The organism is Salipiger bermudensis, assembly GCF_019801965.1.
In the GTDB taxonomy this organism is placed as follows: domain Bacteria; phylum Pseudomonadota; class Alphaproteobacteria; order Rhodobacterales; family Rhodobacteraceae; genus Salipiger; species Salipiger bermudensis_A.
Window position 1 is genome coordinate 524,967 of sequence record NZ_JAHVIA010000001.1, and the last position, 25,213, is coordinate 550,179.

General features: G+C 68.1%; 24 protein-coding genes and 1 tRNA gene. 17 read left to right on the forward strand and 8 right to left on the reverse strand.

Annotation, left to right across the window (positions count from 1 at the left end; all coding sequences use genetic code 11):
- The first annotated feature begins 41 nt into the window (after window positions 1-41).
- From yidC to KUV62_RS02565, 6 genes are all read left to right on the forward strand, one after another.
- Window positions 42-1,877: a membrane protein insertase YidC gene (yidC, locus tag KUV62_RS02540; RefSeq protein WP_222602099.1), complete on the forward strand. Its 1,836-nt coding sequence runs from the start codon at window positions 42-44 to the stop codon at window positions 1,875-1,877.
- Entirely contained in the window at window positions 1,874-2,614 is a 741-nt protein-coding gene (locus KUV62_RS02545) for an MOSC domain-containing protein (protein WP_222602100.1), read from the forward strand. Before yidC ends, KUV62_RS02545 begins: the two co-directional genes overlap by 4 nt.
- Window positions 2,611-3,264, forward strand: coding sequence for a ribosome biogenesis GTP-binding protein YihA/YsxC (gene yihA, locus KUV62_RS02550; protein WP_222602101.1), 654 nt, complete (start codon window positions 2,611-2,613; stop codon window positions 3,262-3,264). The genes KUV62_RS02545 and yihA overlap by 4 nt, the downstream gene beginning before the upstream one ends.
- A gap of 134 nt (window positions 3,265-3,398) precedes the next feature.
- Window positions 3,399-4,292, forward strand: a complete 894-nt coding sequence (argB, locus tag KUV62_RS02555; RefSeq protein ID WP_222602102.1) for an acetylglutamate kinase — start codon at window positions 3,399-3,401, stop codon at window positions 4,290-4,292.
- Window positions 4,289-4,972: a ferredoxin gene (locus tag KUV62_RS02560; RefSeq protein WP_222602103.1), complete on the forward strand. Its 684-nt coding sequence runs from the start codon at window positions 4,289-4,291 to the stop codon at window positions 4,970-4,972. The genes argB and KUV62_RS02560 overlap by 4 nt, the downstream gene beginning before the upstream one ends.
- Window positions 4,969-5,469: a SixA phosphatase family protein gene (locus KUV62_RS02565; protein ID WP_222602104.1), complete on the forward strand. Its 501-nt coding sequence runs from the start codon at window positions 4,969-4,971 to the stop codon at window positions 5,467-5,469. Before KUV62_RS02560 ends, KUV62_RS02565 begins: the two co-directional genes overlap by 4 nt.
- A 36-nt stretch (window positions 5,470-5,505) precedes the next feature.
- On the opposite strand, the gene KUV62_RS02570 is transcribed toward KUV62_RS02565, so the two are convergent.
- Genes KUV62_RS02570 through KUV62_RS02595 form a run of 6 tightly spaced genes read right to left on the reverse strand, consistent with a single transcriptional unit; the run spans window position 5,506 to window position 11,570 of the window.
- Entirely contained in the window at window positions 5,506-5,895 is a 390-nt protein-coding gene (locus KUV62_RS02570; RefSeq protein WP_222602105.1) for a Na+/H+ antiporter subunit G, read from the reverse strand.
- A gap of 10 nt (window positions 5,896-5,905) precedes the next feature.
- Complete coding sequence (locus KUV62_RS02575; protein WP_222602367.1) at window positions 5,906-6,175, reverse strand: K+/H+ antiporter subunit F; 270 nt, start codon at window positions 6,173-6,175, stop codon at window positions 5,906-5,908.
- The gene (locus KUV62_RS02580) at window positions 6,175-6,666 is read right to left on the reverse strand and encodes a Na+/H+ antiporter subunit E (protein WP_222602106.1); all 492 of its coding nucleotides are present in this window, start codon (window positions 6,664-6,666) and stop codon (window positions 6,175-6,177) included. The genes KUV62_RS02575 and KUV62_RS02580 overlap by 1 nt, the downstream gene beginning before the upstream one ends.
- A 2-nt stretch (window positions 6,667-6,668) precedes the next feature.
- Window positions 6,669-8,342 carry a monovalent cation/H+ antiporter subunit D gene (locus KUV62_RS02585; RefSeq protein ID WP_222602107.1) on the reverse strand — a complete coding sequence of 558 codons (1,674 nt, stop codon included), beginning with the start codon at window positions 8,340-8,342 and terminating at the stop codon, window positions 6,669-6,671.
- On the reverse strand, window positions 8,339-8,686 hold the full coding sequence (locus KUV62_RS02590; protein ID WP_222602108.1) for a Na+/H+ antiporter subunit C: 348 nt from the start codon (window positions 8,684-8,686) through the stop codon (window positions 8,339-8,341). Before KUV62_RS02590 ends, KUV62_RS02585 begins: the two co-directional genes overlap by 4 nt.
- 1 nt (window position 8,687) lies before the next feature.
- Window positions 8,688-11,570, reverse strand: a complete 2,883-nt coding sequence (locus KUV62_RS02595; protein ID WP_222602109.1) for a monovalent cation/H+ antiporter subunit A — start codon at window positions 11,568-11,570, stop codon at window positions 8,688-8,690.
- A 239-nt stretch (window positions 11,571-11,809) separates the two neighbouring features.
- On the opposite strand from KUV62_RS02595, the gene KUV62_RS02600 reads away from it, so the two are divergent.
- The 9 genes from KUV62_RS02600 to KUV62_RS02640 all read left to right on the forward strand — a co-directional run bounded on the left by KUV62_RS02600 (window position 11,810) and on the right by KUV62_RS02640 (window position 23,190).
- On the forward strand, window positions 11,810-12,700 hold the full coding sequence (locus KUV62_RS02600) for a LysR family transcriptional regulator (RefSeq protein ID WP_222602110.1): 891 nt from the start codon (window positions 11,810-11,812) through the stop codon (window positions 12,698-12,700).
- 93 nt (window positions 12,701-12,793) lie between these two features.
- A complete protein-coding gene (locus KUV62_RS02605) occupies window positions 12,794-13,261 on the forward strand; it encodes a formate dehydrogenase subunit gamma (protein ID WP_222602111.1) in 468 nt (155 codons plus the stop codon).
- Window positions 13,258-14,778: a formate dehydrogenase beta subunit gene (locus KUV62_RS02610; protein ID WP_222602112.1), complete on the forward strand. Its 1,521-nt coding sequence runs from the start codon at window positions 13,258-13,260 to the stop codon at window positions 14,776-14,778. Before KUV62_RS02605 ends, KUV62_RS02610 begins: the two co-directional genes overlap by 4 nt.
- A 100-nt stretch (window positions 14,779-14,878) precedes the next feature.
- On the forward strand, window positions 14,879-17,800 hold the full coding sequence (gene fdhF / locus KUV62_RS02615; RefSeq protein WP_222602113.1) for a formate dehydrogenase subunit alpha: 2,922 nt from the start codon (window positions 14,879-14,881) through the stop codon (window positions 17,798-17,800).
- Window positions 17,797-18,615, forward strand: coding sequence for a formate dehydrogenase accessory sulfurtransferase FdhD (gene fdhD / locus KUV62_RS02620; RefSeq protein ID WP_222602114.1), 819 nt, complete (start codon window positions 17,797-17,799; stop codon window positions 18,613-18,615). The genes fdhF and fdhD overlap by 4 nt, the downstream gene beginning before the upstream one ends.
- Window positions 18,605-18,829, forward strand: coding sequence for a formate dehydrogenase subunit delta (locus KUV62_RS02625; protein WP_222602115.1), 225 nt, complete (start codon window positions 18,605-18,607; stop codon window positions 18,827-18,829). The genes fdhD and KUV62_RS02625 overlap by 11 nt, the downstream gene beginning before the upstream one ends.
- 59 nt (window positions 18,830-18,888) lie before the next feature.
- Window positions 18,889-19,596 carry an ABC transporter ATP-binding protein gene (locus KUV62_RS02630; RefSeq protein WP_222602116.1) on the forward strand — a complete coding sequence of 236 codons (708 nt, stop codon included), beginning with the start codon at window positions 18,889-18,891 and terminating at the stop codon, window positions 19,594-19,596.
- On the forward strand, window positions 19,590-21,953 hold the full coding sequence (locus KUV62_RS02635; protein WP_222602117.1) for an ABC transporter permease: 2,364 nt from the start codon (window positions 19,590-19,592) through the stop codon (window positions 21,951-21,953). The genes KUV62_RS02630 and KUV62_RS02635 overlap by 7 nt, the downstream gene beginning before the upstream one ends.
- Window positions 21,954-21,957: 4 nt before the next feature.
- Window positions 21,958-23,190 carry an efflux RND transporter periplasmic adaptor subunit gene (locus tag KUV62_RS02640; RefSeq protein ID WP_222602118.1) on the forward strand — a complete coding sequence of 411 codons (1,233 nt, stop codon included), beginning with the start codon at window positions 21,958-21,960 and terminating at the stop codon, window positions 23,188-23,190.
- Between the two features lie 4 nt (window positions 23,191-23,194).
- Here KUV62_RS02640 and KUV62_RS02645 read toward each other — a convergent pair whose 3' ends face one another.
- Complete coding sequence (locus KUV62_RS02645) at window positions 23,195-23,845, reverse strand: GntR family transcriptional regulator (RefSeq protein ID WP_261395199.1); 651 nt, start codon at window positions 23,843-23,845, stop codon at window positions 23,195-23,197.
- 60 nt (window positions 23,846-23,905) lie between these two features.
- Window positions 23,906-24,598, reverse strand: coding sequence for a M48 family metallopeptidase (locus tag KUV62_RS02650; RefSeq protein ID WP_222602119.1), 693 nt, complete (start codon window positions 24,596-24,598; stop codon window positions 23,906-23,908).
- Window positions 24,599-24,705: 107 nt separating this feature from the next.
- Here KUV62_RS02650 and KUV62_RS02655 point away from each other — a divergent pair, with 107 nt between their 5' ends.
- On the forward strand, window positions 24,706-25,026 hold the full coding sequence (locus KUV62_RS02655; protein ID WP_222602120.1) for a TIGR02300 family protein: 321 nt from the start codon (window positions 24,706-24,708) through the stop codon (window positions 25,024-25,026).
- Window positions 25,027-25,127: 101 nt separating this feature from the next.
- Window positions 25,128-25,203 (forward strand) — tRNA-Ala (locus tag KUV62_RS02660).
- Window positions 25,204-25,213 lie beyond the last annotated feature (10 nt).

Genomic DNA, 25,213 nt, shown 5'->3' on the forward strand with positions numbered 1-25,213 from the left:
ACCCGGCGGTGACTTTTCCAAGGACAGGGCGGCGCCTTCGCATGGACGATCAGAACAAGAACCTGCTCATCGCAACCGGTCTGAGCTTCGTGGTGATCCTCGTCTGGTTCCTGCTCTTCCCACCCCCGGAAGAGCAGCTGCAGGACCAGGCCGGCCCGAACGCGGTCGAGACCGTCGAGGGCGACACCGCCTCGACCCCGGCCGCCGCGCCCTCGGCCACCACCGGCGGCAGCGACACCGCCGCGGCGCCCGCGCAGGCCGAGACCGTCGATGCCCCGCGCCTCGCGATCGACACCGCGCGCCTCGGCGGCTCGATCTCGCTGACCGGCGGTCGCATCGACGAGCTGATCCTGAAGGACTACACCGTCACCCTCGACGAGGGCTCGCCCAACGTGCAGATCCTCGAACCGGTCGGTGACAGCAATCCCTATTACGCGCTCTATGGCTGGGCCCCGGGCTCGGGCCTCGGCCTCGAGGATGTGCCGGGCGCCAACACCGCCTGGCAGATCGAATCCGGCGAGACGCTGGGCACCGACAGCCCGGTCACCCTGCGCTGGGAAAGCCCGGCGGGCCTGATCTTCCGCCGCACCATCGCGGTCGATGAGGATTTCATGTTCTCGGTCACCCAGTCGGTCGAGAACGCGAGCGAGGGCACCGTTTCCGCCGCACCCTACGGCATCATCGCCCGCCATGGCGAGCCGGCCGACCAGAAGAACTTCTTCGTCCTGCACGAGGGTGTCGTTGCGATCGCCGACGGCAAGCTGACGGAAATCGGCTATTCCGACATGCCCGACATGGACATCAACCAGAACGAGGGCGCCCGCGCCGAGGTCACACAGGTGACTGAGAACGGCTGGATCGGCTTCACCGACCACTACTGGATGACCACCCTCATCCCGCAGCAGGGCGCGCCGTTCAAGCAGGCCGCGAAGTATGACGAGCGCCGCGACATCTACCAGACCGAGGCGGTGCTGCCGACCATGACCCTCGCCCCGGGCGAGACCCAGGAGGTCACCACCCAGCTCTTCGCCGGTGCCAAGGAATACGAGACCATCCGCGATTACGAGGATGCCGGCGTCGTGCGCTTCATCGACTCGATCGACTGGGGCTGGTTCTTCTTCCTCACCAAGCCGATCTTCTGGATGCTGCACCAGCTGCACCTGCTGATCGGCAACATGGGCTGGTCGATCATCGGCCTGACCCTGATCATCAAGGCGATCCTGTTCCCGCTGGCCTTCAAATCCTATGTCTCGATGGCGAAGATGAAGGAGCTTCAGCCGGAGATGGAGAAGCTCAAGGAGAAGGCCGGCGACGACCGCCAGAAGCTCCAGCAGGAGATGATGGCGCTCTACAAGAAGGAAAAGGTCAACCCGGCCTCGGGCTGTCTGCCGATCCTGCTGCAGATCCCGATCTTCTTCTCGCTCTACAAGGTGATCTTCGTGGCCTTCGAGCTGCGTCACGCGGCCTGGTTCGGCCCGTTCCAGGATCTCTCGACCCCGGACCCGACCTCGCTGTTCAACCTGTTCGGCCTGCTGCCCTGGGCGGCACCCGAGCCGGGCACCACGCTGGCGCTGATCTTCATCGGCATCCTGCCGCTGCTGCTCGGCATCTCGATGTGGCTGCAGCAGAAGCTGAACCCGGCGCCCGCCGACCCGACCCAGAAGATGATCTTCGCCTGGATGCCCTGGGTGTTCATGTTCATGCTCGGCGGCTTCGCCAGCGGGCTCGTGGTCTACTGGATCACCAACAACACGATCACCTTCACCCAGCAGTACCTGATCATGCGCAGCCAGGGCTACAAGCCCGACGTCTTCGGCAACATCAAGTCGGGCTTCAAGCGCAAGGCCAAGGCTGACGGCGACGCCAAGGGCAAATGACCGCAAGGCTCGCCCAGATCGCGCGCTACCCGATCAAGGGGATCGGCATTGAGCCCCTTGAGACGGCGATCCTGGATAAGGATGCGCCCATGCCCGGAGACCGGGCATGGGCGCTTCAGCACGTGCATGCCCCGGAAGAGCTCGGCTGGCTGCCACGCAAGAACTTCGTCGTGGTCGCCAACGGGCCGGCGCTGGCCCAGGTCCGCGCCCGCACCGAGACCGACGGCCGCATCGCGCTCTCCCATCCCGACCGCCCCGATATCGCCATCGCCCCCGGCAGCGACGGACCGGCGCTGACCAGTTGGGTGCGCCCGCTCTGGCCCGACACCGCCCCTGCGCCGCGCCTGCTCGTCCCCGCCCCGCCGCAGGGTATGGCCGACAATGGCCGCGCCGAGCTCTCGATCCTCAGCCTTGCCAGCCTGCGCGCCCTCGAGGAGCGCATGGGCCGGGCGCTGCAGATCGAACGCTTCCGCGGCAACCTGATCCTCGACGGGCTCGCCCCCTGGGCCGAGTTCGACTGGATCGGCCAGCGCCTGCGCATCGGCGATATTGAGTTCGAAATCACCGAGCGGATCGAGCGCTGCCGCGCCACCGAGGCCAGCCCGGAGACCGGCACCCGCGATGCCGAGCCGGTGCGGGCGCTGCATACCGGCTGGGGCCACCGCGATTTCGGGGTCTATGCGCGGGTCACGAAGGGCGGCATGATCGCCACAGGCAACGAGGTTACCCCGATATGACATCGCTCCCCTTCCCGCTCGCCGAAGAGCCCGATGACGACGCCCTTGAGGCGGCGCGCAAGCTCTTTGCCGGCGAGGTCGATTTCCTCAAGGGCGTGGTCGCCATGGACGGTCTGCCGCCCGATGACCGCGTCGAGGTCTGCTTCGCGGGCCGGTCCAATGTCGGCAAATCGAGCCTGATCAACGCGCTCACCGGCCGCAAGGGGCTGGCACGGGCGTCGAACACGCCGGGCCGCACCCAGGAGATCAACTTCTTCACGCTGGGAGACGAGCGCTACCTCGTCGACCTGCCGGGCTACGGCTTCGCCAACGCACCGGTCTCGGTGGTCGAGAAATGGCAGCGCCTGCTCAAGCAATATCTCTCGGGCCGGGTCTCGCTGCGACGGGCCTTCGTGCTGATCGACGCGCGCCATGGCGTGAAGGCGGTCGACGAGGAGATCATGACCCTGCTCGACCGTTCGGCGGTGACCTTCCAGGCGGTGCTGACCAAGGCCGACAAGGTCAAGGAGAAGGACCGCGAGAAGGTTCTGGCGCAGGTGCGCGAGAAGCTCGCCAAGCACCCGGCGGCGTTCCCCGAGCTGGTGCTGACCAGTTCCGAGAAAGGCGACGGCATCGCCCTTCTGCGCGCCATCATCGCAGGGCTCGACTGAGAAACCTCTTCCGCGAAGAGGTTTCGCCCACCCGCCGCGCGGAGAGATTTTTCGTACGAAAAATCTTGCGTCCCGCGCGGTCATCCCGGACACAGGAAGGCAAATCGACCGCATCGGAAGGATGCCTTCTAGACATGAAGCAGCAAAAGATGAACCGAGACTGGATCGCCACAGCCCGCACGCTCAACGAAGCCCTCCCCTACATGCAGCGCTATACCGGCGCCGTGGTGGTGGTGAAGTTCGGCGGCAATGCCATGGGCGACGACGAGGCCATGGCCGAGTTCGCCCGGGATATCGTGCTGATGCGCCAGGTGGGCGTGAACCCGGTCGTCGTGCATGGCGGTGGTCCGATGATCAACGACATGCTCAAGCGGCTCAACATCGAGAGCCATTTCGTGCGCGGCAAGCGGGTCACCGACAAGGCCACCGTCGAGGTCGTCGAGATGGTGCTCACCGGGCTGGTGAACAAGCGCATCGTGCAGGCCATCATGGACGAGGGCGGACGCGCGGTCGGCCTCTCGGGCAAGGATGACGATCTCATCGTCTGCGAGCCCGACGATCCCGAGCTGGGCTTCGTCGGCCGCCCGATCGAGATGAACGTGCAGGTGCTGCGCGATCTCTTCGACGCCGGCATCATTCCGGTCGTCGCTCCCGTGGCCACCGGTACCGAGGTCACCGAAACCTACAACGTCAATGGCGACACCGCCGCCGGCGCAATTGCCGGCGCGCTCAAGGCCGACCGGCTGCTGCTGCTCACCGATGTCTCGGGCGTCAAGAACGCCAGCGGCGAGGTGGTGACCGCCATGACCCCCGAGGACGTGCGCGCGATGACCGCCGATGGCACCATCGCCGGCGGCATGATCCCCAAGACCGAGACTGCGCTGAAGGCGATTGAGGAGGGCGTGCGCGCGGTGGTGATCCTTGACGGCCGCGTGCCCAATGCCTGCCTGCTCGAGCTCTTTACCGAGCACGGCGCCGGCTCGCTGATCCGCTCCGCCGACCTTCCGCCGGTGCGCGAGCGCGAGTGAGCCTCGCGGCGCTCTCCGGGACGGCCCGCGCCTGCGGCCTCGCCCTGCGCGGGGCATTTCATCCCGATCCCGGTGATCGCGCCCCCGAAGGCACGGGCACGCTGGTGCTGCTCGGGCCCGACGAGCCGGGCATCTGGACACGGTTCGAAAGCTCTCCCGAATACCAGGACGGCCTTCCGGACCCGCTCGACCGCTGGTCGGAGCGGGTGCTGGGCGGGCTGGCGCAGCGCTTCGGTGGCGCCGCCATCCTGCCCTCGGACGGACCGCCCTGGCCGCCCTTCCTGCACTGGGCCGAACGCACGGGAGAGGCCTTCCCCTCCCCCATCGGGCTCTACACGCACGTCGAGGTCGGGCTGATGATCAGCTACCGCGGCGCCATCGCCCTTCCCGACCGCCTCGCCCTTCCAGCAGGCCAGGCCTCCCCCTGCGAAACCTGCACCGCGCGCCCCTGCACCACCGCCTGCCCGGTCGGCGCGCTGAGCGCCGGCGCGACTTACGATGTCCCCGCCTGCCAGCGCTTCCTGCGCAGCGTGGAAGGCCGGAGCTGTCGCGAACGGGGCTGCCGCGCCCGACTCGCCTGCCCGCTGTCTCACCCCCTTCGAAGGCGCGACCAACAGGCAGCTTTTCACATGGCCGCCTTCATGGGAAACTGGGACGACAGCAAGGGAGAGAGCGCATGAAACGACTGATCCTCATGCGGCACGCCAAGTCCGACTGGTCGTCCGGCGGGGCGGATCACCAGCGTCCGCTGAACAAGCGCGGCCGCAAGAGCGCCAAGGCGCTGGGAGACTGGCTGCGTGCGCAGGGTCTTGTGCCGGACCAGGCGCTCTGCTCGAGCGCCACCCGCACCCGCGAAACGCTCGACCTGCTCGATGTGCACGCCACCACGCGCCACGAGGACAGGCTCTATCACGCCGGCCCGGTGGCGATGCTCAAATGCCTGAACGAGGCCGAGGGCGATACGGTGATCATGGTCGGCCACAATCCCGGCATCGCAGAGTTCGCCGACGAGCTGATGGCCGAGCCGCCACGCCATCCCCGCTTCGCCGATTACCCCACCGGCGCCACGCTGGTGGCGGAGTTCGAGATCGACGACTGGGCGCAGCTCCAGCCCGCCACCGGGCGTGCCGCGGCATTCGTCATCCCGCGCGAGCTGCTCGAAGAAAGCGAGGCCTGAGCCTCGTGGCCCGGGCGCGGAGGCCCGGGGCTGGGCTCACTTGCCCTCTTCCGTCATTTCCGGCGGGTGATCGTAGAGCGCCCAGCCATAGTCGCGGCCCGATTCCGGCAGATCCTTCCGGCGCACCTTGTCCTGCATGTAGGTCTTGGCGATGAAATTCGCGGTGATCGGCGCGGTCAGGAACAAGAACAGCGTGATCAGCAGCTCGTGGAACGAGAGCTGGTTCTCGATCAGCAGGAAATAGAGCATCGAGCCGATCAGCGCACCGCCGACGCCGACGGTGGTGGCCTTGGTGGGGGCGTGAAGGCGCTGCAGGGTGTTCTGCAGCCGGATCAGGCCGATCGAGCCCACCAGCGCGAAGAACCCGCCGATGACGAGGAAAAAGGCCACCAGAAGCTCGGCCAGCAGGGACAGGTCTTGGTCCATCGGGTCCTCCTCACTCGATGATGTCGCCGCGCAGCACGAAGCGGCACAGGGCGACGGTTGAGACGAAGCCGACCATCGCGATCAGCATCGAGGCTTCGAAGTAGAGCGCGGTGCCCTGCCAGATGCCGTAGAGCACGATCAGCGCGATGAAGTTGATCACCATGGTGTCGAGCGCGAGGATGCGGTCGGCCTGGGTCGGCCCGATCAGCATGCGCCACATGGTCGAGAGCAGGCCGAAGCCGAAACAGGCGAAGGCGAAGATCAGGGCATAGGTGACGATCATCGGAAGATCTCCATCAGGCGGCGCTCGTAGCGCGTCTTGATCTCGTCCCGAACGGCATCCGGGTCATCGGTGTGCAGCGCGTGCACCAGCAGGCTGCCGCCATCGGCGGCCAGCGTCGCCGAGACGGTGCCCGGCGTCATGGTGATGGTGCCCGCGAGCACAGTGATCGCCTCGGGCGAGCGCAGCTCGAGCGGCACCACGACCCATTGCGAGCGGATCCGGTCGTTGCGCTTGAAGAGCACGATCGCGGCGACCTCAAAATTGGCGACGATGATGTCCCAGAGCACCACGAGCGCGTATTCGACGGCCATCAGCGGCGCGCGCAGCTTCGGGCGGTTGGGCCAGTAGGGCGCGGTCATCACCGGGATGACGACGCCAAACAGCACGCCGAGAAACAGGTTGCCCAGCGTGACCTTGTTGACCAGCATCAGCCAGACGATCACCAGCGTCAGCGACAGGATCGGGTGCGGAAAGACGCGTCGCAGCATGGTCAGTGGCCCTCCTCGGATGCGGTGCCGGGCTCTGTGTCGTCACCGGCGCCATCCTCTGCGCCAGCCTCACCATAGGCCGCCCCCTCGGTCTCGTCGTCGTAGGATTTCTTCGACGAGGGATCCTTGGTGCCCTCCTGGTCGACCAGCACCGCGGTGACATAGGCGCTGGGATCGAAGAGCTGCGCGGCGGTGGCCTCCATGTGGCGCGCGACCGGACCGGCGAAGATGGTGAGTCCGGCGAGCGAGGCCAGCGCCAGCAGGCTCGGCGCGGCCAGCATCGGGCCGATGGTGTTGGCCGGCGGTTGCGCCTCGTCGTCCTCCGGCGCGAGCACGGGCGCCACGAACTCGGCGGAGGTGGATTTCCAGAACAGCAGGCTGCCGGCGCGGGCGAAGCCCACGATGGTCAGCAGCGAGCCCACCAGCACCACCGTCCAGACCAGCCAGGTGTAATCGGAGACCCGCAGCGCATCGAGAACCAGCAGCTTGCCGAGGAAGCCGCTCAGCGGCGGCATGCCGGCGATACCGATGGCCGCGGCGAAGAAAAGCGCCGCGAGGAAGCCGTTCTGCACCGTCGCGGGCGCCGCCTTGAGCAGGTCGCCGCTTTGGCGCCGGCTCAGCAGCAGGTCGGCCACGAGGAACAGCGCCGCGGTCGCCATGGTCGAGTGCAGCAGGTAGTAGAGCGCCGCCGTCGCCGCGTAGGGCGTGAAGGCCGAGACCGCCAGCATCAGCGTGCCGGTCGAGCCCAGCACCGCGAAGGCGATCAGCGGCATCAGCCGCCGCGAGCCCAGCACGCCGAAGCCGCCGATGGCCACGGTGATCAGGGCCGCCGGCAGCAGCCAGTCCTGCGACAGCGTGCCGATGGCGGCGGCGTCGGGGCCGAAGACCACCGTGTGCATCCGCAGGATGGCATAGGCGCCGACCTTGGTCATGATCGCGAACAGCGCCGCCACTGGGGCGGGCGCGTTGGCATAGGTGCCCGGCAGCCAGAACTGCACCGGGAACATCGCCGCCTTCACCGCGAAGACGATCATCAGCAGCATCGCCGCAACGCGCACCAGCGCCGCCTCCTCGACCGGGATCTCGCGCACCTTCACCGACAGGTCGGCGATGTTGAGCGTGCCGGTGGTGGCATAGAGTGTGCCGAGCGCGATCAGGAACAGGCTCGAGCCGGCGAGGTTCATGATCACGTATTGCAGGCCCGATTTCAGCCGCGCCTTGCCGCCGCTGTGGATCGCCAAACCGTAGGACGCGATCAGCAGGATCTCGAAGAGCACGAAGAGGTTGAAGGCGTCGCCGGTCAGGAAGGCGCCGCAGATGCCCATCAGCTGGAACTGCATCAGCGCATGGAAATGCCGCCCCCGCGTGTCCCAGCCGCTGGCAGCGGAATGCATCAGCACGATCAGCCCCAGCACCGAGGTCAGCAGGATGAGCAGCGCCGAGAGCCGGTCGAGCACCAGAACGATGCCGAAAGGCGCAGGCCAGGCGCCGAGGCGGTAGACATGCACGCTGCCATCGGCCGACAGCATGAAGAGCCCGGCGGCGATGGCGGTCAGCATCACCGCGCCCGCCAGCGAGGCGGCGCGCTGCAGGGTGATGTCGTGGCGCATGACGAAGGCAATGACCGGCGCCAGCAGCGCCGGCAGCACCACGGGGGCGATGATCCAGTGATTCACGTGTCACCCTCCCCGCGCGGCGTCTCGGTCAGGTCGACCTTGTCGTCGCCGGTCTCCAGCGCCGCGCCGAGCGCGATCAGCACCAGCACGGCGGTCATGCCGAATGAGATCACGATCGCCGTCAGCACCAGCGCCTGCGGCAGCGGATCGGTATAGGCGGAGGCGGCATCGTTCAGTACCGGCGGCACGCCCACGGCCAGACGGCCGGTGGCGAAGACGAAGACGTTGACCGCATAGGTCAGCAGCGTCAGCCCGAGGATGACGGGGAAGGCCCGCAGCCGCAGGATCAGGTAGACCCCGGCGGCGGTCAGGCCGCCAATCGTGGTTGCCACGACAAGTTCCATGTTATGCCTCGTCCTTCTTGTCGGCCTCGATCGCAGCGTCGACGCGCCGCGAGGGGTCGTAGTCCATCGGCTCCAGGTTCACCGTCTCGCCGGCATAGCGCGCCATCCGTGACAGGCTGTAGAGCATCAGCATCACCGCCCCGAGCACCGTCAGGAACACGCCGAGATCAAACAGCATGGCGGTGGCCAGCTCGAACTCCTCGAAGGGCGGAATGGTGAAATAGCCGAAGGCGCTGGTCAGGAACGGCGCCCCGGCAAGCCAGGCGCCGGCGCCGGTCAGCCCGGCGATGATGACACCCCAGCCGATCATCGCGTGATACTCGAAGCGCTTGCGCTCCTGGGTCCAGGCGAAGCCAGAGGCCATGTATTGCATCAGCAGCGCGATCGAGATCACCAGCCCCGAGACGAAGCCGCCGCCGGGCAGGTTGTGGCCGCGCAGGAAGATGTAGACGCCGACCAGCGCCGCGATCGGCATCATCACGCGGGTCGCCACCACCATCATCAGCGGGTGCCGGTCGCGCGAGCGGTCGGGCGGGAAGGTCCAGTTGCGCAGGCGGCGCGAGGCCGGCCCGTTGAGCAGCGCCTCCATCAGCGCGTAGAGCGTCAGGCCGGCGATGCCGAGCACGACGATCTCGCCGTAGGTGTCATAGCCCCGGAAGTCGACGAGGATGACGTTGACCACGTTGGTGCCGCCGCCGCCCTTGTAGGAGTTGGCGAGGTGGTAATCCGAGATCGGGCTGATGTCGGTGAGCAGGAAGCTGTAGGCCAGCGAGGCCACCGCGGCCCCGGCAATGACCGCGATCACGCCGTCGCGGATGCGCATGGAGAGCGGGCTCTCAAGCGGCGTGTACTTGGGCAGGAAGTGCAGCGCCAGCAGCATCAGCATGACCGTCACGGTGTCGACCGAGATCTGTGTCAGCGCCAGGTCGGGCGCCGAGAGATAGACGAAGCCCGCCGAGACCATGAGGCCCACGACGCTGACAAGGATCAGGGTGCGGAAGCGGTTGCGGTGGGCAAAGACCGTGGCCAGCGTCGCCAGCATGGTCAGCACGAAGCCCACGCCGACCAGCGGCGGGACAGGGAGCATCTCGCGCGTCGGCTCCGGCGTGCCGCCACCCTGGAAGGCAGCGAAGCCCAGCAGCACCGTCGCCACCACGAAGATCGCCAGGTAGCGCGAGATGGCGCCGTTATGCGTGCTCTCGATCAGCCAGCGCGCGCCCAGCACGGTGCGCGCAACGACGCTGTCGAACATTGCCTTGGCCTCGGGGCGCGGCGTGCGCTGCCAGGCGCGGTCGAGCGGGCGGTGCAGCCAGAGCAGGAAGGCCCCGCCGGCCACCGCGATGATCGACATGAACAGCGCCGGGGTCACGCCGTGCCAGAGCTTGAGATGCACGTGCTCCGCCCTGCCCCCGGTCACAGCCGCGCTCGCGACGTCGACGATGGGGCCGGCAAAGACCATCGGGAAGAGGCCGATCAGCACCACCATCGCCGAGAGGAAGGCCGGGGCCAGCAGCATGCCGGTGGGCGGGTCGTGCGGGTGATGCGGGTAGTCATCGCGCACCGGGCCAAAGAAAGTGTGGCCGATGAAGCGGAACGAATAGGCCACCGAGAGCAGCGCGCCGGTGGTGGCAAGGATGATGATCGGCCACTCGCCGCCCCACCAGTTCGTATGCGCCGCCTCTTCCAGCATCAGCTCCTTCGACATGAAGCCGTTGAGCGGCGGAATGCCCGCCATCGACAGCGCCGCCACCACGGCGATCAGCGCGGTGGCCGGCATCAGGCTGGCGAGCCCGCCGAGGCGCTTGATGTCGCGGGTATGGGCCTCGTGATCGACGATGCCCGCGCTCATGAACAGCGCCGCCTTGAAGGTCAGGTGGTTGAGGATGTGGAACACTGCCACCGTCGCCGCCATCGGCGTGCCGAAGCCCAGCAGCATGGTCAGCAGGCCGAGATGGCTCACCGTCGAGAAGGCCAGCAGCGCCTTGAGATCGTCCTTGAAGAGCGCGATCAGCGCCCCGAGCACCATGGTGACGAGGCCGACGGTCGAGACGATGTAGAACCACGCATCGGTGCCCGCGAGCGCGGGCCACATGCGCGCCATCAGGAACACGCCCGCCTTCACCATCGTCGCCGAGTGCAGGTAGGCCGAGACCGGCGTCGGCGCCGCCATCGCGTGCGGCAGCCAGAAGTGGAACGGGAACTGCGCCGACTTGGTGAAGGCGCCGAGCAGGATCAGGATCAGCGCCGGCAGGTAATATTCCGAGGCGCGGATCTCGTCGCCGTGCTGCAGGATCACCGAGAGGTCATAGCTGCCGACGATATTGCCGAGGATCAGCATGCCCGCGATCATCGCGAGGCCGCCCGCGCCGGTCACCGTCAGCGCCATGCGGGCACCCTGCCGGCCCTCGGGCAGGTGCTTCCAGTAGCCGATCAGCAGGAAGGAGGACAGCGAGGTCAGCTCCCAGAACACCAGTAGCATCAGGATGTTATCCGAGACCGAGATGCCGAGCATCGCGCCCTGGAACAGCAGCAGGTAGGTATAGAACTGGCCCATCGGATCGTCGCCCGAGAGGTAGAACCGGGCGTAGAGCGTGATCAGCAGGCCCATGCCGAGGATCATCCCGGCAAACAGCAGCCCCAGCCCGTCGAGGAAGAAATTCGCGTTCAGCCCGAGCATCGGAAGCCACTCGATGCGGGCGGTCACGGTGCCGCCCTGCATCACCTCGGGCGCAAGCACCCCGAGGAAGACCAGCGCCAACAGGGTTGGAACGGCGGTGAACGTGGCGCATGCGTCGCGCCCCGCACGGATCATCAGCCCCGGCACCAAGGCGCCGATGAAGGGCAACAATACCATGACGGCCAAAAGTCCGCTGCCTGAAACCATCCCTGTTCCTTCGTCTTCTCCGCCGGGGCCTCTGCGGGCCGATGACGGGGTGCGTTCGCGTTTATTGTCGTATGTTTAGTATGTATTCTTTCCCACTATTCAATATTTGCGCACAAAAATCGCCCCTTGCAGCACCCGGATTTGGAGATTGTTTCGCTTGACGAACCACACCATGCCGTGATTGCCGGCCACATCCATTTGCTGCAAGGTATCGCCATGCGCCTTTTCGATAGACAAACATGATCGCAAAACTCGAGATGCTCATCGCCCTCGCGCGCGAGCAGCATTTCGGCCGCGCCGCCGAAAGCCTCGGCATCACCCAGCCCTCGCTCTCCACCGGCATCCGCCAACTCGAGGAACAGCTCGGCGTGAAGCTGGTGAGCCGCGGCTCGCGCTTCGGCGGGCTGACGCCCGAAGGCCAGCGGGCGCTGATCCGGGCCCGGCAGATCGTCGGCGACACGCGGCGGCTGCGCGACGAGATGCGCGCCTCGCGCGAGGGCCTTGCCGGCCACCTGCGGCTGGCGGTGATCCCCACGGCGCTGACATGGGCCTCGCGGCTGGTCACCGGATTCACCGCGCGGCATCCGAATGTCAGCTTCACCGTGCTGTCGCGCGCCTCCGCCGAGATCCTGTCGCTGCTCGACGATCTCGAGATCGACGTCGGCATCACCTATCTCGACAACGAGCCCTTGGGCCGGGTGACCACCCGCCCGCTCTATGCCGAGAGCTACACGCTGGTCTGCCGCCCCGATCATCCCTTTGCGCAAGGCGGCCCGATCGGCTGGAAGGCGCTCGGCGAGGCGCGGCTCTGCCTGCTGACGCCGGACATGCAGAACCGCCGCATCATCAACCGACATTTCATGGAGGCCGGGATCGGCCCGGCGGCGCTGATCGAATCGAACTCGACGGTGGTGCTTGTGGCCAATGTCCTGCACGGCGACTGGGTCACCATCCTGCCCGACGATCTCGCGCGGTTTCTCTGCGAGGGCAAGCCGCTGGCGGTGGTGCCGCTCAAGAGCGAGGGCGCGGCGCCGGGCGTCGGGCTGATCGCGCCGCATCAGGAGCCCTATACCCCCGTTCTGCAAGCGCTTCTGGACGAGGCGGAAGGGCTGACGCGGCCGGCATTTTGATAGCCAAACACTATCAACTGACGGAACAGCGATATTGATTCACAAATCATGGATCTGGCAAAACCGATGAAATCCATGGGAGGAGAAGCCCGAATGCGCCACTCACACCCGACATCGGAAGAGCTGCAGGCCCTGATCGACGCGCAGATGCACCTCGAAGGGCCTCTGCTGCCGATCCTGCACGCCATCCAGGAGGCCTGCGGGCACGTCCCCGAGGCGGCGCTGCCGCTGATCGCCGAGACGCTGAACCTGAGCCGCGCCGAGGTGCACGGGGTGATGTCGTTCTACCATGATTTCCGCAAGGCCCCCGCCGGCCGCCACGTGGTCAAGATCTGCCGCGCCGAGGCCTGCCAGTCGATGGGCGCAAATGCGCTCTCCGAGGCGGTGCTCGACAAGCTCGGCATCGGCTGGGGTGGCACAACGCCGGACGGGCGGGTGACGGTAGAGGCGGTCTATTGCCTCGGCCTCTGCGCCTGCGCGCCTGCCGCGATGGTCGGCGAACGCCTGATCGCCCGGGCCGATGTCGCCCGTATCGACGCAGAGCTGGAGGGCGCCGCATGAAGATCTGGGTTCCCATGGACAGCGCCGCCAAGGCGCTCGGCGCCGAGGCGGTGGTCGCGGCGATCCGTGCCGAGGCCGAGACGCGCGGCGTCGAGGTCGAGATCGCGCGCAACGGCTCGCGCGGGATGATCTGGCTCGAGCCGCTGGTCGAGGTCGAGACGCCGGAGGGCCGCATGGCCTACGGTCCGATGACCCCGGCGGATGTCTCGGCGCTGTTCGAGGACGGCCACGAGAAGGCGCTTGGGCTGACCGACGAGCTCGACTGGATGAAGCGCCAGACCCGGCTGACCTTCGCCCGCTGCGGCCTCACAGATCCGCTGTCGCTCCCGCAGTACGAGGCCCTTGGCGGCCTCGCGGGCCTGCGCCGCGCCATCGGCATGAAGGCCGAGGAGATCATCGACGAGGTCAAGCTCTCCGGCCTGCGCGGTCGCGGCGGGGCGGGCTTCCCGACCGGCATCAAGTGGGACACCGTTCGCATGGCCCATGCGGACCGCAAGTATATCGTCTGCAACGCCGACGAGGGCGACAGCGGCACCTTCGCCGATCGCATGATCATCGAGGGCGACCCGTTCTGCCTGATCGAGGGCATGGCGATCGCCGGCATCGGCTGCCACGCCGAGAAGGGCTTCGTCTACCTGCGCTCGGAATATCCCGACGCCATCGCGGTGCTGGGCCGCGCCATCGAGATCGCCCGCGCCGCCGGCGTGCTGGGCGCGGACGTGCTGGGCTCGGGCCACGCCTTCGACATGGAAGTGCGCGTCGGCGCCGGGGCCTATGTCTGCGGCGAGGAGACCTCGCTCTTGAACTCGCTCGAGGGCAAACGCGGCGTGGTCCGCGCCAAGCCGCCGCTGCCGGCGCTCGAGGGCGCCTTCGGCAAGCCCACCGTCGTCAACAACGTCATCTCGCTCGCCACCGTGCCGGTGATCTTCGAGAAGGGCGCCGAGCATTACGCCAATTTCGGGCTCGGGCGCTCCAAGGGCACGATCCCGCTGCAGATCGCCGGCAATGTCCGCCATGGCGGCCTCTTCGAGACCGCCTTCGGCATGAGCCTCGGCCAGATCGTCGAGGATCTCGGCGGCGGCACCGCCTCGGGCCGCGCGGTCAAGGCGGTGCAGGTCGGCGGCCCACTGGGCGCCTACCTGAGCCCGGAACAGTTCGACACGCCCTTCGGATACGAGGAGTTCGACGGCCAGGGCGCGCTGATCGGCCATGCGGGGCTGGTGGTGTTCGACGACAGTGCCGACATGCTGGGCATGGCGCGCTTCGCGATGGAATTCTGCGCCGTGGAGAGCTGCGGCAAGTGCACGCCCTGCCGCATCGGCGCGGTGCGCGGCGTCGAGACGCTGGACCGCATCGCCGCCGGCGACGCCAGCGCGATCCCGCTGCTCACCGATCTCTGCGAGACCATGCAGGACGGCTCGCTCTGCGCGCTGGGAGGCTTCACGCCCTACCCGGTGATGTCGGCGCTGCGCCTGTTCCCGGAGGAGTTCGGGGCGGTCAGGGAAGCGGCGGAATGAGGTGTTTCGCCTTGCCTGCGGCAAGGCGACCGGTCGGGGGGCCAGCCCCCCGAACCCCCCGAGGTATTTATGAACCAAAGAAGATGCGGGAGGCGTTGAGATGAAGGACTTCATCATTCCCTGGGACGACCGGGACATGGGCACACCCGCGAAATCGGGCAAGCCGGTGCATCTGACCATCGACGGCATTTCCGTCACCGTCCCCGCGGGGACATCGGTGATGCGCGCCGCGATGGAGGCCGGGGTCAAGGTCCCGAAGCTCTGCGCGACCGACTCGGTGGAGGCCTTCGGCTCCTGCCGGCTCTGCGTCGTGGAGATCGAGGGGCGGCGCGGCACGCCGGCCTCCTGCACCACGCCGGTGGCGGCGGGGATGAAGGTGCACACCCAGTCCTCGAAGGTGAAGAAGATCCGCAAGGGGGTGATGGAGCTCTATGTCTCGGATCACCCGCTCGACTGCCTGACCTGCGCCGCCAACGGCGATTGCGAGCTGCAGGACATGGCCGGAATGGTCGGCCTGCGCGACGTGCGCTACACGCCCGGCGAGAACCACTACGATCCCTCCGGCACCGGCGCCCGCAGCCAGGCGGAGGCGCGGCTGCGCATGCCCGTGGGCGAGGCCAACCCGCGCTACATGCCGAAGGACGAGAGCAACCCGTATTTCACCTACGATCCCTCCAAGTGCATCGTCTGCTCGCGCTGCGTGCGGGCCTGCGAGGAAGTGCAGGGGACATTCGCGCTGACGATTCAAGGCCGCGGCTTCGAGAGCCGGGTCTCGGCCGGCGCGGCGGGCGACGATTTCCTCAGCTCGGACTGCGTCAGCTGCGGCGCCTGCGTGCAGGCCTGCCCGACCGCCACGCTACAGGAGAAGAGCGTTGCCGAGCTCGGCACGCCCGACCGCGAGGTCGTCACCACCTGCGCCTATTGCGGCGTCGGCTGCTCGTTCAAGGCCGAGCTCAACGGCGACCAGCTGGTGCGCATGACGCCGTGGAAGCACGGCAAGGCCAACCGCGGGCATTCCTGCGTCAAGGGCCGCTTCGCCTATGGCTATGCCGAGCACCCGGACCGCATCCTCAACCCGATGATCCGCGACAGCATCGACGAGCCCTGGCGCGAGGTCAGCTGGCCCGAGGCGCTGGCCTTCGCCGCCGAGAAGATGACCGGCATCCGGGAAAAATACGGCCGCCGCAGCCTCGGCGTCATCACCTCGAGCCGCTGCACCAACGAGGAGACCTTCCTCGTGCAGAAGCTCACGCGGGCGGTTTTCCTCAACAACAACACCGACACCTGCGCGCGGGTGTGCCATTCGCCGACCGGTTACGGCCTCGGCCAGACCTTCGGCACCTCCGCCGGCACGCAGGATTTCGACAGCGTCGAGAAGGTCGACGTGGCGCTTGTCATCGGCGCCAACCCGACCGATGGCCACCCGGTCTTCGCCTCCCGGCTGAAGAAGCGGCTGCGCCAGGGCGCCAAGCTGATCGTCATCGACCCGCGCCGCATCGACATGGTGAAATCCGCCCATATCGAGGCGGCGCATCACCTGCCGCTGACCCCGGGCACCAACGTGGCCGTGGTCACCGCGCTGGCCCATGTCATCGTCACCGAAGGGCTCTACGACGAGGCCTTCATCCGCGAGCGCTGCGACTGGGACGAGTTCCAGGCCTTTGCCGAGTTCGTCTCCGACAAGCGCCACGCCCCCGAGAGCACCGCGCTGCTCACCGGCGTCAACGCGCAGGAGCTGCGGGCGGCGGCGCGGCTCTTTGCCACCGGCGGCAACGGCGCGATCTATTACGGGCTGGGCGTCACCGAGCACAGCCAGGGCTCGACCACCGTCATGTCGCTGGCGAACCTCGCGATGATGACCGGCAATATCGGTCGCGAAGGCGTGGGGGTGAACCCGCTGCGCGGTCAGAACAACGTGCAGGGCTCCTGCGACATGGGCTCCTTCCCGCACGAGCTGCCGGGCTATCGCCATGTCAAGCTGCCCGAGGTCCGCAAAGTCTTTGAAGACGCCTGGGGCGTGGAGATCGACCCCGAGCCCGGCCTGCGCATCCCCAACATGCTCGACGCCGCGGTCGAGGGCACCTTCAAGGGGCTCTACTGCCAGGGCGAGGACATCCTGCAATCGGATCCCGACACGCGCCACGTGGCGGCCGGGCTCGCGGCGATGGAGTGTGTCATCGTGCATGACCTCTTCCTCAACGAGACCGCGAACTACGCCCATGTCTTTCTGCCGGGCTCGTCCTTCCTCGAGAAGAACGGCACCTTCACCAATGCCGAGCGCCGGATCAACCGCGTGCGCAAGGTGATGGCCCCGAAGAACGGCTATGAGGACTGGGAAGTGACCCAGATGCTCGCCAACGCCATGGGCGCCGGCTGGGCCTATACCCATCCCGAGCAGATCATGGCCGAGATCGCCGCCACCACGCCGAGCTTTGCCGGCGTGACCTACGCTCTCCTCGAGGAGAAGGGCTCGGTGCAGTGGCCCTGCAACGAGGAGCATCCCGAGGGCACGCCGATGATGCACGTGGATGGCTTCGTGCGCGGCAAGGGGCGCTTTATCGTCACCGAATACGTGGCCACCGACGAACGCTCGGGCCCGCGCTTCCCGCTGCTGCTGACCACAGGTCGGATCCTGTCGCAATACAACGTGGGCGCCCAGACACGGCGCACCGCCAACAGCGTCTGGCACGAGCAGGACCTGCTCGAGATCCATCCGCACGATGCCGAGAACCGCGGCCTCAAGGATGGCGACTGGATCAAGCTGGCGAGCCGCTCGGGCGAGACCACGCTGAAGGCCAAGGTCACCGACAAGATGAGCCCGGGCGTGGTCTATACCACCTTCCACCACCCCGACACGCAGGCCAACGTGGTCACCACCGACTATTCCGACTGGGCCACCAACTGCCCGGAATACAAGGTGACCGCGGTGCAGGTCTCGCCCAGCAACGGCCCGACCGACTGGCAGGAGGATTACGCCGCGCAGGCCGAGCGCTCGCGGCGCATCCTTCCGGCGGCGGAATGAGCCGGCTGAGCGCCAGCAGGCCCGGGGTGGCGGTGCATCGCGAGGGGACGCGCTCGATCGTGCGCTCCCTGCCCGAGGAGGTGCCGGTGGCGATGGTGTTCGACGGCACCACGCAGGCCGTCATGATGGCAACCCCGGCCGACATCGCCGATTTCGCCTATGGCTTTGCGCTGAGCGAGGGCATCATCGCGCAGCCGGGCGAGGTGGCCGAGTTCGAGGCGGTGACCCATGCGCGCGGCATCGAGGCGCGGTTCTGGCTGCGAGAGGAGCGCGGGCGCGCGCTCAAGGAACGCCAGCGCACCATGATGGGGCCGACGGGCTGCGGGCTTTGTGGCATCGACAGCCTCGATCAGGCGCTGCGCCCCCTGCCCCGGCTGCCCGAGGGCGGCCCCAGCCTCACCCGCGCCGAGGTGGCGCGCGCCACGGATGAGCTGCGCGCCCACCAGCCGCTGCACGACCAGACCCGCGCGGTGCACGCGGCGGGCTTCCTGCTGCCCGGCAAGGGCATCGTCATGGCGCGCGAGGATGTCGGGCGGCACAACGCGCTCGATAAGCTGATCGGCGCGCTGGCGCGGCAGGATGTCGACGCCTCCGAGGGCGCCATGGTTCTGACCAGCCGCGTCTCGGTCGACATGGTGCAGAAGACCGTGCTGGCCCGCTGTCCGATCCTGATCGCCGTATCCGCCCCCACGGCGCTGGCGTTGAGCATGGCCGAGCAGGCCCGGCTCACGCTGGCCGCCTTTGCCCGTGGCGGCGGCTTCGACCTTTACGCCGCGCCCGAGCGCATCGTCGATGGAGCATCCCATGTCGCCTGAAAAGATGGTCATGATGGCCAACCAGATCGCCACCTTCTTCGCCACCCAGCCGGGTGATGACGGCGCCTCAGGCGTGGCGGACCACATCAACGATTTCTGGGAGCCGCGGATGCGCGCCCAGCTGCTCGACTACGTGGAAACCGGCGGCGCAGGGCTGCACAAGCTGGTCATCGAGGCCGTGCCGGAAATCCGCGCACCGGCCGAGAAAGCTTGATCCGGCGCAAGACACAGCCAGCGCGAACCCGCTAGACTCGCGGCCATGGAGGGAGAGCCATGGCCGATCTCGCGTATCGCGCGGACGCCCTGACACGCACCTATGGTGAGGGAGCCTCGGCGGTGCACGCGCTGCGCGGGGTCGATCTCGAATTGCCCGCGGGCGAGGTCGTGGTGCTGCTTGGCCCCTCGGGCAGCGGCAAGTCCACGCTTCTCAACATCCTCGGCGGGCTCGACCGGCCAAGCTCGGGGCAAGCGTGGTTTCGCGAGCACGAGCTGACCGCGATGAGCGACCGCCAGCTCACCCGCTACCGGCGCGATCACCTGGGCTTCATCTTCCAGTTCTACAACCTCATGCCCTCGCTCACCGCCGAGGAGAATGTCGAGCTGGTGACCGAGATCGCCCGCAATCCGATGACGCCGGCGGAGGCGCTGGCGCTGGTGGGTCTCGAAGGTCGGCGCGGCCATTTCCCCAGCCAGATGTCGGGCGGCGAGCAGCAGCGCGTTGCCATCGCCCGCGCCGTGGCCAAGCAGCCCGACGTGCTGCTCTGCGATGAGCCCACCGGCGCGCTCGACAGCACCACCGGTCGCGAGGTGCTGGGCGTGTTGCAGCATCTCAACCAGAGCCTCGGCACCACGGTGCTGATCGTCACCCACGCCGCCGCCACCGCCGCCATGGCTGACCGGGTGATCCGCTTCGCCGATGGCGCCATCCGCTCGGTCGAGACCAACTCCAGCAAACTCCGCGCGGAGGAGATCGAATGGTAGGCCCGCTCGATCGCAAGCTGATCCGCGACCTGTGGCGGATGAAGGGACAGGCGCTGGCCATCGCCGTTGTCATGGCGCTCGGCGTGATGATGCAGGTGATGATGTCGGGGCTGGTCAGCTCCCTCGACGAGACGCGGCGCGGCTATTACGAGCGCTACCGGCTGGCCGACATGGTGGCGCCGGTGACCCGCGCTCCGAACCACGTTCTGCACCAGATCGCGGCGCTCGAGGGCGTCGGCGCCGTCGAGGGACGGGTCAGCGGCGCGGCGCTGATCGACCTACCCGGGCAGGCGGTGCCGCTGCAGGCGCAGGCGCTGTCGCTGCCCTACGAGGGCGACACCGCGCTCAACGCCATCCGGCTCGAGGCCGGGCGACTCTTCGAGCGCGGACGCCCCGACGAGGCGGTGCTGCTCGACAGCTTCGCCGCCGCCCACGGGCTCAGGCCCGGCGACACGCTCACCGCAACGATGAACGGCGCGCTGCGCGAATTCCGCATCACCGGCCTCGCCCGCGCGCCGGAGTTTCTCTACACCGCTGCCCCCGGCGAGATGGTCCCCGATGACAGCCGCTTCGGCGTGCTCTGGCTGTCGCCCGCCGCGATGGAGGCCGCCTTCGACATGAGCGGCGCTTTCAACCAGGCGCTGGTCGGGCTGGCGCGCGGCGCCGAGGAGCAGCCAGTGCTCGGTGCGCTCGACCACCTGCTCGACCGCTACGGCGCGACCGGCGCTTTCGGGCGCGAAGACATGTTCTCCAACCGCTTCGTCTCGGAAGAGATCGACGGGCTGCGCGACAGCGCCCGCGCCATCCCGCCGATCTTCATGGCGGTGGCGGCCTTCCTGCTCAACATCGTCATCGCCCGCATGGTGCAGGCCGAGCGCGAGGAGATCGGCCTGTTAAAGGCCTTCGGCTACCGCTCCGGCGAGATCGGGCTGCATTACCTCAAGCTGGTGCTCGCCATCGCGCTCCTGGGCGCGCTGCTGGGCTGCCTGCTGGGCGTCGCGGCGGGGCGGGCCATGGTCGGGCTCTACCTGCAGTTCTTCAAGTTTCCCTTCCTTGTCTTCCGGCTGGAACCTGCGGCCTTCGCCATCGGTATCGCGGTGAGCGTGCTGGCGGCCACCGCCGGCGGCGCCATCGTGCTGCGCCGGATCTTCGCCCTCGACCCGGCCGAGGCGATGCGCCCGCCCACCCCGGCCGACTATGCCAGCGCCGGGCGCTGGCGCGGGCTGACCGCCTGGCTCGACCAGCCCTCGCGCATGGTGCTGCGGCGCTTCAGCCGCACCCCCTTCCGCATGGCCGGTGCCATCGTCGGCATCACCTGCGGCATGGCGCTCTCGGTCGGGATGATCACCATCCACGCCGGTTTCGCCCATGCCATCGAGCTCAGCTTCGAGGTGATGGACCGCTCCGAGGCGCAGGTCACCTTCACCCACGCGGTCTCCGACAAGGTGCTGTTCGAGCTGCAAAGCCATCCCGGCATCACCCGCGTCGAGGGCCGCCGCGACGTCCCGGTGATCCTGCGCAACGGGCGGCAGAGCCACCGCGGCAGCATCACCGCCCTGCCCCACGACCCGGTACTCTACCGCGCCCTCACCCCGGGCCTCGCGCCGATTCCCATGCGCGACGAGGGTCTGGTGCTAAGCCGGGCGCTGGCCAGCAAGCTCGATCTCGCGGTGGGCCAGAGCCTCACGGTCGAGGTGCGCGAGGGAGCGCAGCCGGTGCTCCAGCTGCCGGTCGCGGCGATCTCCGACACGGTGCTGGGAGCGCCTGCCTACATGGCGCTGGACGGGCTCAACCGCGCGCTCGGCGAGCCGGGCCGCGTCTCGGGCGCGGCGCTGCTGCTCGACGAGGCCGAGGCGGGTGCGGTCTATGTCTGGCTCAAGGACCTGCCGACGGTGGCCGGGGTGAGCCTGAAGCATGAATCGCGCGAGGCCTTCGAGGAGCTGATGGACCAGGGCGCCGGCTGGACCCGGTTCATCATGTCGGCCATCGCCTTCGTGATCACCTTCGGCATCGTCTATAACGCCGCCCGCATCGCTTTGGCCGAGCGGCTGCGCGATCTCGCCTCGCTGCGGGTGATCGGCTTCTCGCGCGGCGAGGCGGCCTATGTGCTTCTGGGCGAGCTGGGCATCGTCACCCTGCTCGCCCTACCGTTCGGCGCGGCGCTCGGCGCCGGGCTCTCCTACCTGCTGGCCGCGGCCTATTCCTCCGAGATCTACACCATCCCGGTGGTGTTCCACGCCACCACCTTCGGCAGCGCCGCGCTGGTGGTGATCGGCGGCGCGCTGGTCTCGGGGCTTCTGGTGAAACGCGATGTCGACCGGGCCGATCTGGTCGCAGCGCTCAAGACACGGGATTGATGACATGGCAGACACCCGCAACCGCACCCGCCTGATCCTGTGGAGCCTGATCCTGCTGCTGCTCGGCGGCGCGCTCACGGCGGCATTCTGGCCGCGCCCGGCGCTGGTCGATCTCGGCGCGGTCACGCGCGGGCCGCTCACCGTCACCATCGACGAGGAGGGCCGCACGCAGGTGCATGACGTCTATGTCGTCTCGACCCCGGTGGCGGGGCGCCTGCTCAGGGTCGGCGCGGTGGCGGGCGACTCGGTCGAGCAGGGCGAGAGCGTGGCGCATATGCGCCCGGTGAACCCCGACGCGCTCGATATCCGGACCCGCGAGCAGGCGATGGCGCTGCTCGACGCCGCCCGGGCCGCGCTCAAGGTGGCCGAGGCCGAGGTCAACGCCGCCGCCGCCAATGCCGATCTCACCGAGGCCGACTTCCAGCGCAGCGAGGCGCTGGCGGCGCGTGGCGCGGTCAGCACGGCGACGCTCGACCGCGCCCGCTCGGCAGCGCGTGCGGCGGCGGCCCAGCTCGAGACCGCCAAGGCGGCGGTGGCGATGCGCGAGGCCGAACTGGCCAATGCCCGCGCCCAGCTCATCAGCTTCGAGGATCTCGGGCTGGCCGCGGCGGTGGCGGGCAACCACGCCAATGACATCTCGCTGGTGGCGCCGATCTCGGGGCGCATCCTGCGGGTGCTGCAACAGAGCGAGACCATCCTCGGCGCCGGCAGCGCCGTGCTCGAGATCGGCGATATCGAGACCGATCTCGAGATCGTGGTCGAGCTGATCTCCTCGGACGCGGTGCAGGTCGGTCTCGGCGACAGGGTGATGATCGACGATTGGGGCGGCGATGCGGTTCTGGATGGCGAGGTCACTCGGATCGCGCCGCAGGGTCGCACCAAGGTCTCGGCGCTGGGGGTCGAGGAGCAGCGCGTCGAGGTCACGGTGCGCTTCACCGGCAGCGCCGAGGACCGCGCCGCGCTCGGGCATGGCTACCGGGTGGTGACGCGGATCGTGGTCTGGGAGGAGGCCGACACGCTGCAGGTGCCGCAGAGCGCACTGTTCCGCCAGGATGGCGGCTGGGCGGTGCTGCGCGCCCGCGAGGGCCGGGCCGAGCAGGTGCCGGTCGATCTCGGCCCCGGCAACGGCAGCGCCGCGCAGGTGCTTTCGGGGCTGGAAGAGGGCGACCGCGTGGTGCTCTACCCCGCCGCCGATCTCGCTGACGGCGCGCGCATCGCGCCGCGCGCCGCCGAGTGAGCGCTCAGCTCGCCAGCATCTTCAGACCCTGCGTCACGTCGGAGCGCACCGCGAGCCGCAGCCCCGGTTCGTCCCCGGCCTTGAGGGCGGCGATGATCAGGCGGTGAAACTGCGGCGCCTCGGAGCGGCGCAGGCGGCCGTAGAGCGCCCGCATTGTCGGCCCGAGCTGCAGCCAGACGGTTTCGGCCATGGCCAGCATCGCCGGCGCCTGCGCGCGCAAATAGAGGGTCCGGTGGAACTCGAGGTTGGAGCGGATATAGCCGACCGCGTCGCGGTCGCGCACCACCTCGGCGATGGTGCCGTTGATGGTCTGCAGCCGGTCGATCAGTGCCATGTGGGCACGTGGCAGCGCCCGCGAGGCCAGCTCGACCTCGATCAGCGAGCGCAGCGCCGCCAGCTCCTCGATTCGCTCGTTGGACAGCTCCGGCGTCTGCACCCGGCCCGAAGACGACATGCTGAGCGCCCCCTCGGCCACCAGCCGCCGCACCGCCTCTCGCGCGGGCGTCATCGAGACCTCGAACTCCTTGCCGATGCCGCGCAGGGTCAGCGCCTCTCCAGGCGCGATCTGACCCAGCATGATGCGGGTGCGCAGGCCGCGGTAGACGCGGTCATGGGCGGAGGAGACGATTTCGGTGGGGCGGGTGGCTGGATTCATGATCCGCGTAATGTGATCACAAATCGGGGCGCCGTCAATCGCCCTCGTGCCGCGACGGGCTCAGTCGCCGAAACGGTAGCGATGCAGGCTGCCGCCCTCGTCATGCAGCCAGCGGCGCTGCGGGCGCCAATCGCCGTAGAGCGCCTCGACCGTGTCCCAGAACGCCTTGGAGTGGTTCATCTCGGCAAGATGGGAGACCTCGTGGGCGGCGACGTAATCGAGCACGTCGCGGGGCGCGAGAATGAGCCGCCAGGAATACATCAGTGCGCCTTCGGAGGTGCAGGAGCCCCAGCGCGAGCGGGTGTCGCGCAGGGTCAGGCGCGTATAGGGCCGCCCGAGCCTTGCGGCGTAGCGGTCCGAGGCCTCGGCCAACCGCTCGCGCGCCAGCGTGCGCAGCCAGCCCTGAAGCCGCGCGGCGACCCGCTCTTCGGGGCCCGGCACCTCGACATGGGTCTCGCCCAGAACCACGCCGCGCCCTGTCCCGGGGCGGATCTCGCGCATCACGCCCTCGATCGGCAGCACCGCGCCGAGGCAGATTCGCGCGTCATCGCCGCGCGCCTCGAGATGGCCCCGGAGCCATGCCTCCTTCTCGCGCAGGAAGCCCACCGCCTCGCGCTCGGGCACCCGGCGCGGCAGCGTCAGCGTCACCCGCCCGTCGATCTGGCTGAGCCGCAGCGACAGGCGCCGCGCCTGCGCCGAACGGCGCAGGGTCACCGCGATCGGCGGGTTGCCAGGAAGTGTGATCTGCCCCATATGCTCTGCCTCGGATGCAATACGGCCAAAGCCTTTGACACCGCTCCCCTGATATGGCAGAGGGCGCGGATTGTCGACATGACCGGACAGGATGAAAGGGATCTCCCATGCCCAAGGAAGAATGGGGTACGAAGCGCGTGTGCCCGACCACCGGCAAGCGTTTCTACGACCTGAACAAGGACCCGATCGTCAGCCCCTACACGGGCGAGGTTCTCGAGCTGGACACCGGCAAGCGCGCGATGCTCGTCGCGGACGCGGCCGATGGCGCCAAGCGCAAGCCCGACGCCGATAACGACGACAGCGATGATCTGCTGGATGATGATGTCGAGGTCGATCTCGACGATGATGATGTGCTCGAGGACGACGATGACGACAACGTCTCGCTCGACGACATCACCGATGTGGCCAGCGAAGACGACGAGAGCTGAGGCTCTGAAATTTTTCGTCGCGGGCGGTGATTTTTTCCCTTGAACCCGCCCGCGGCTTTGCGTAGATCACGCCGCACGACGCCGAGGGCGTCAAACAAGATGGGGCCTTAGCTCAGCTGGGAGAGCGCTTGCATGGCATGCAAGAGGTCAGGGGTTCGATCCCCCTAGGCTCCACCAAATTCCCAGT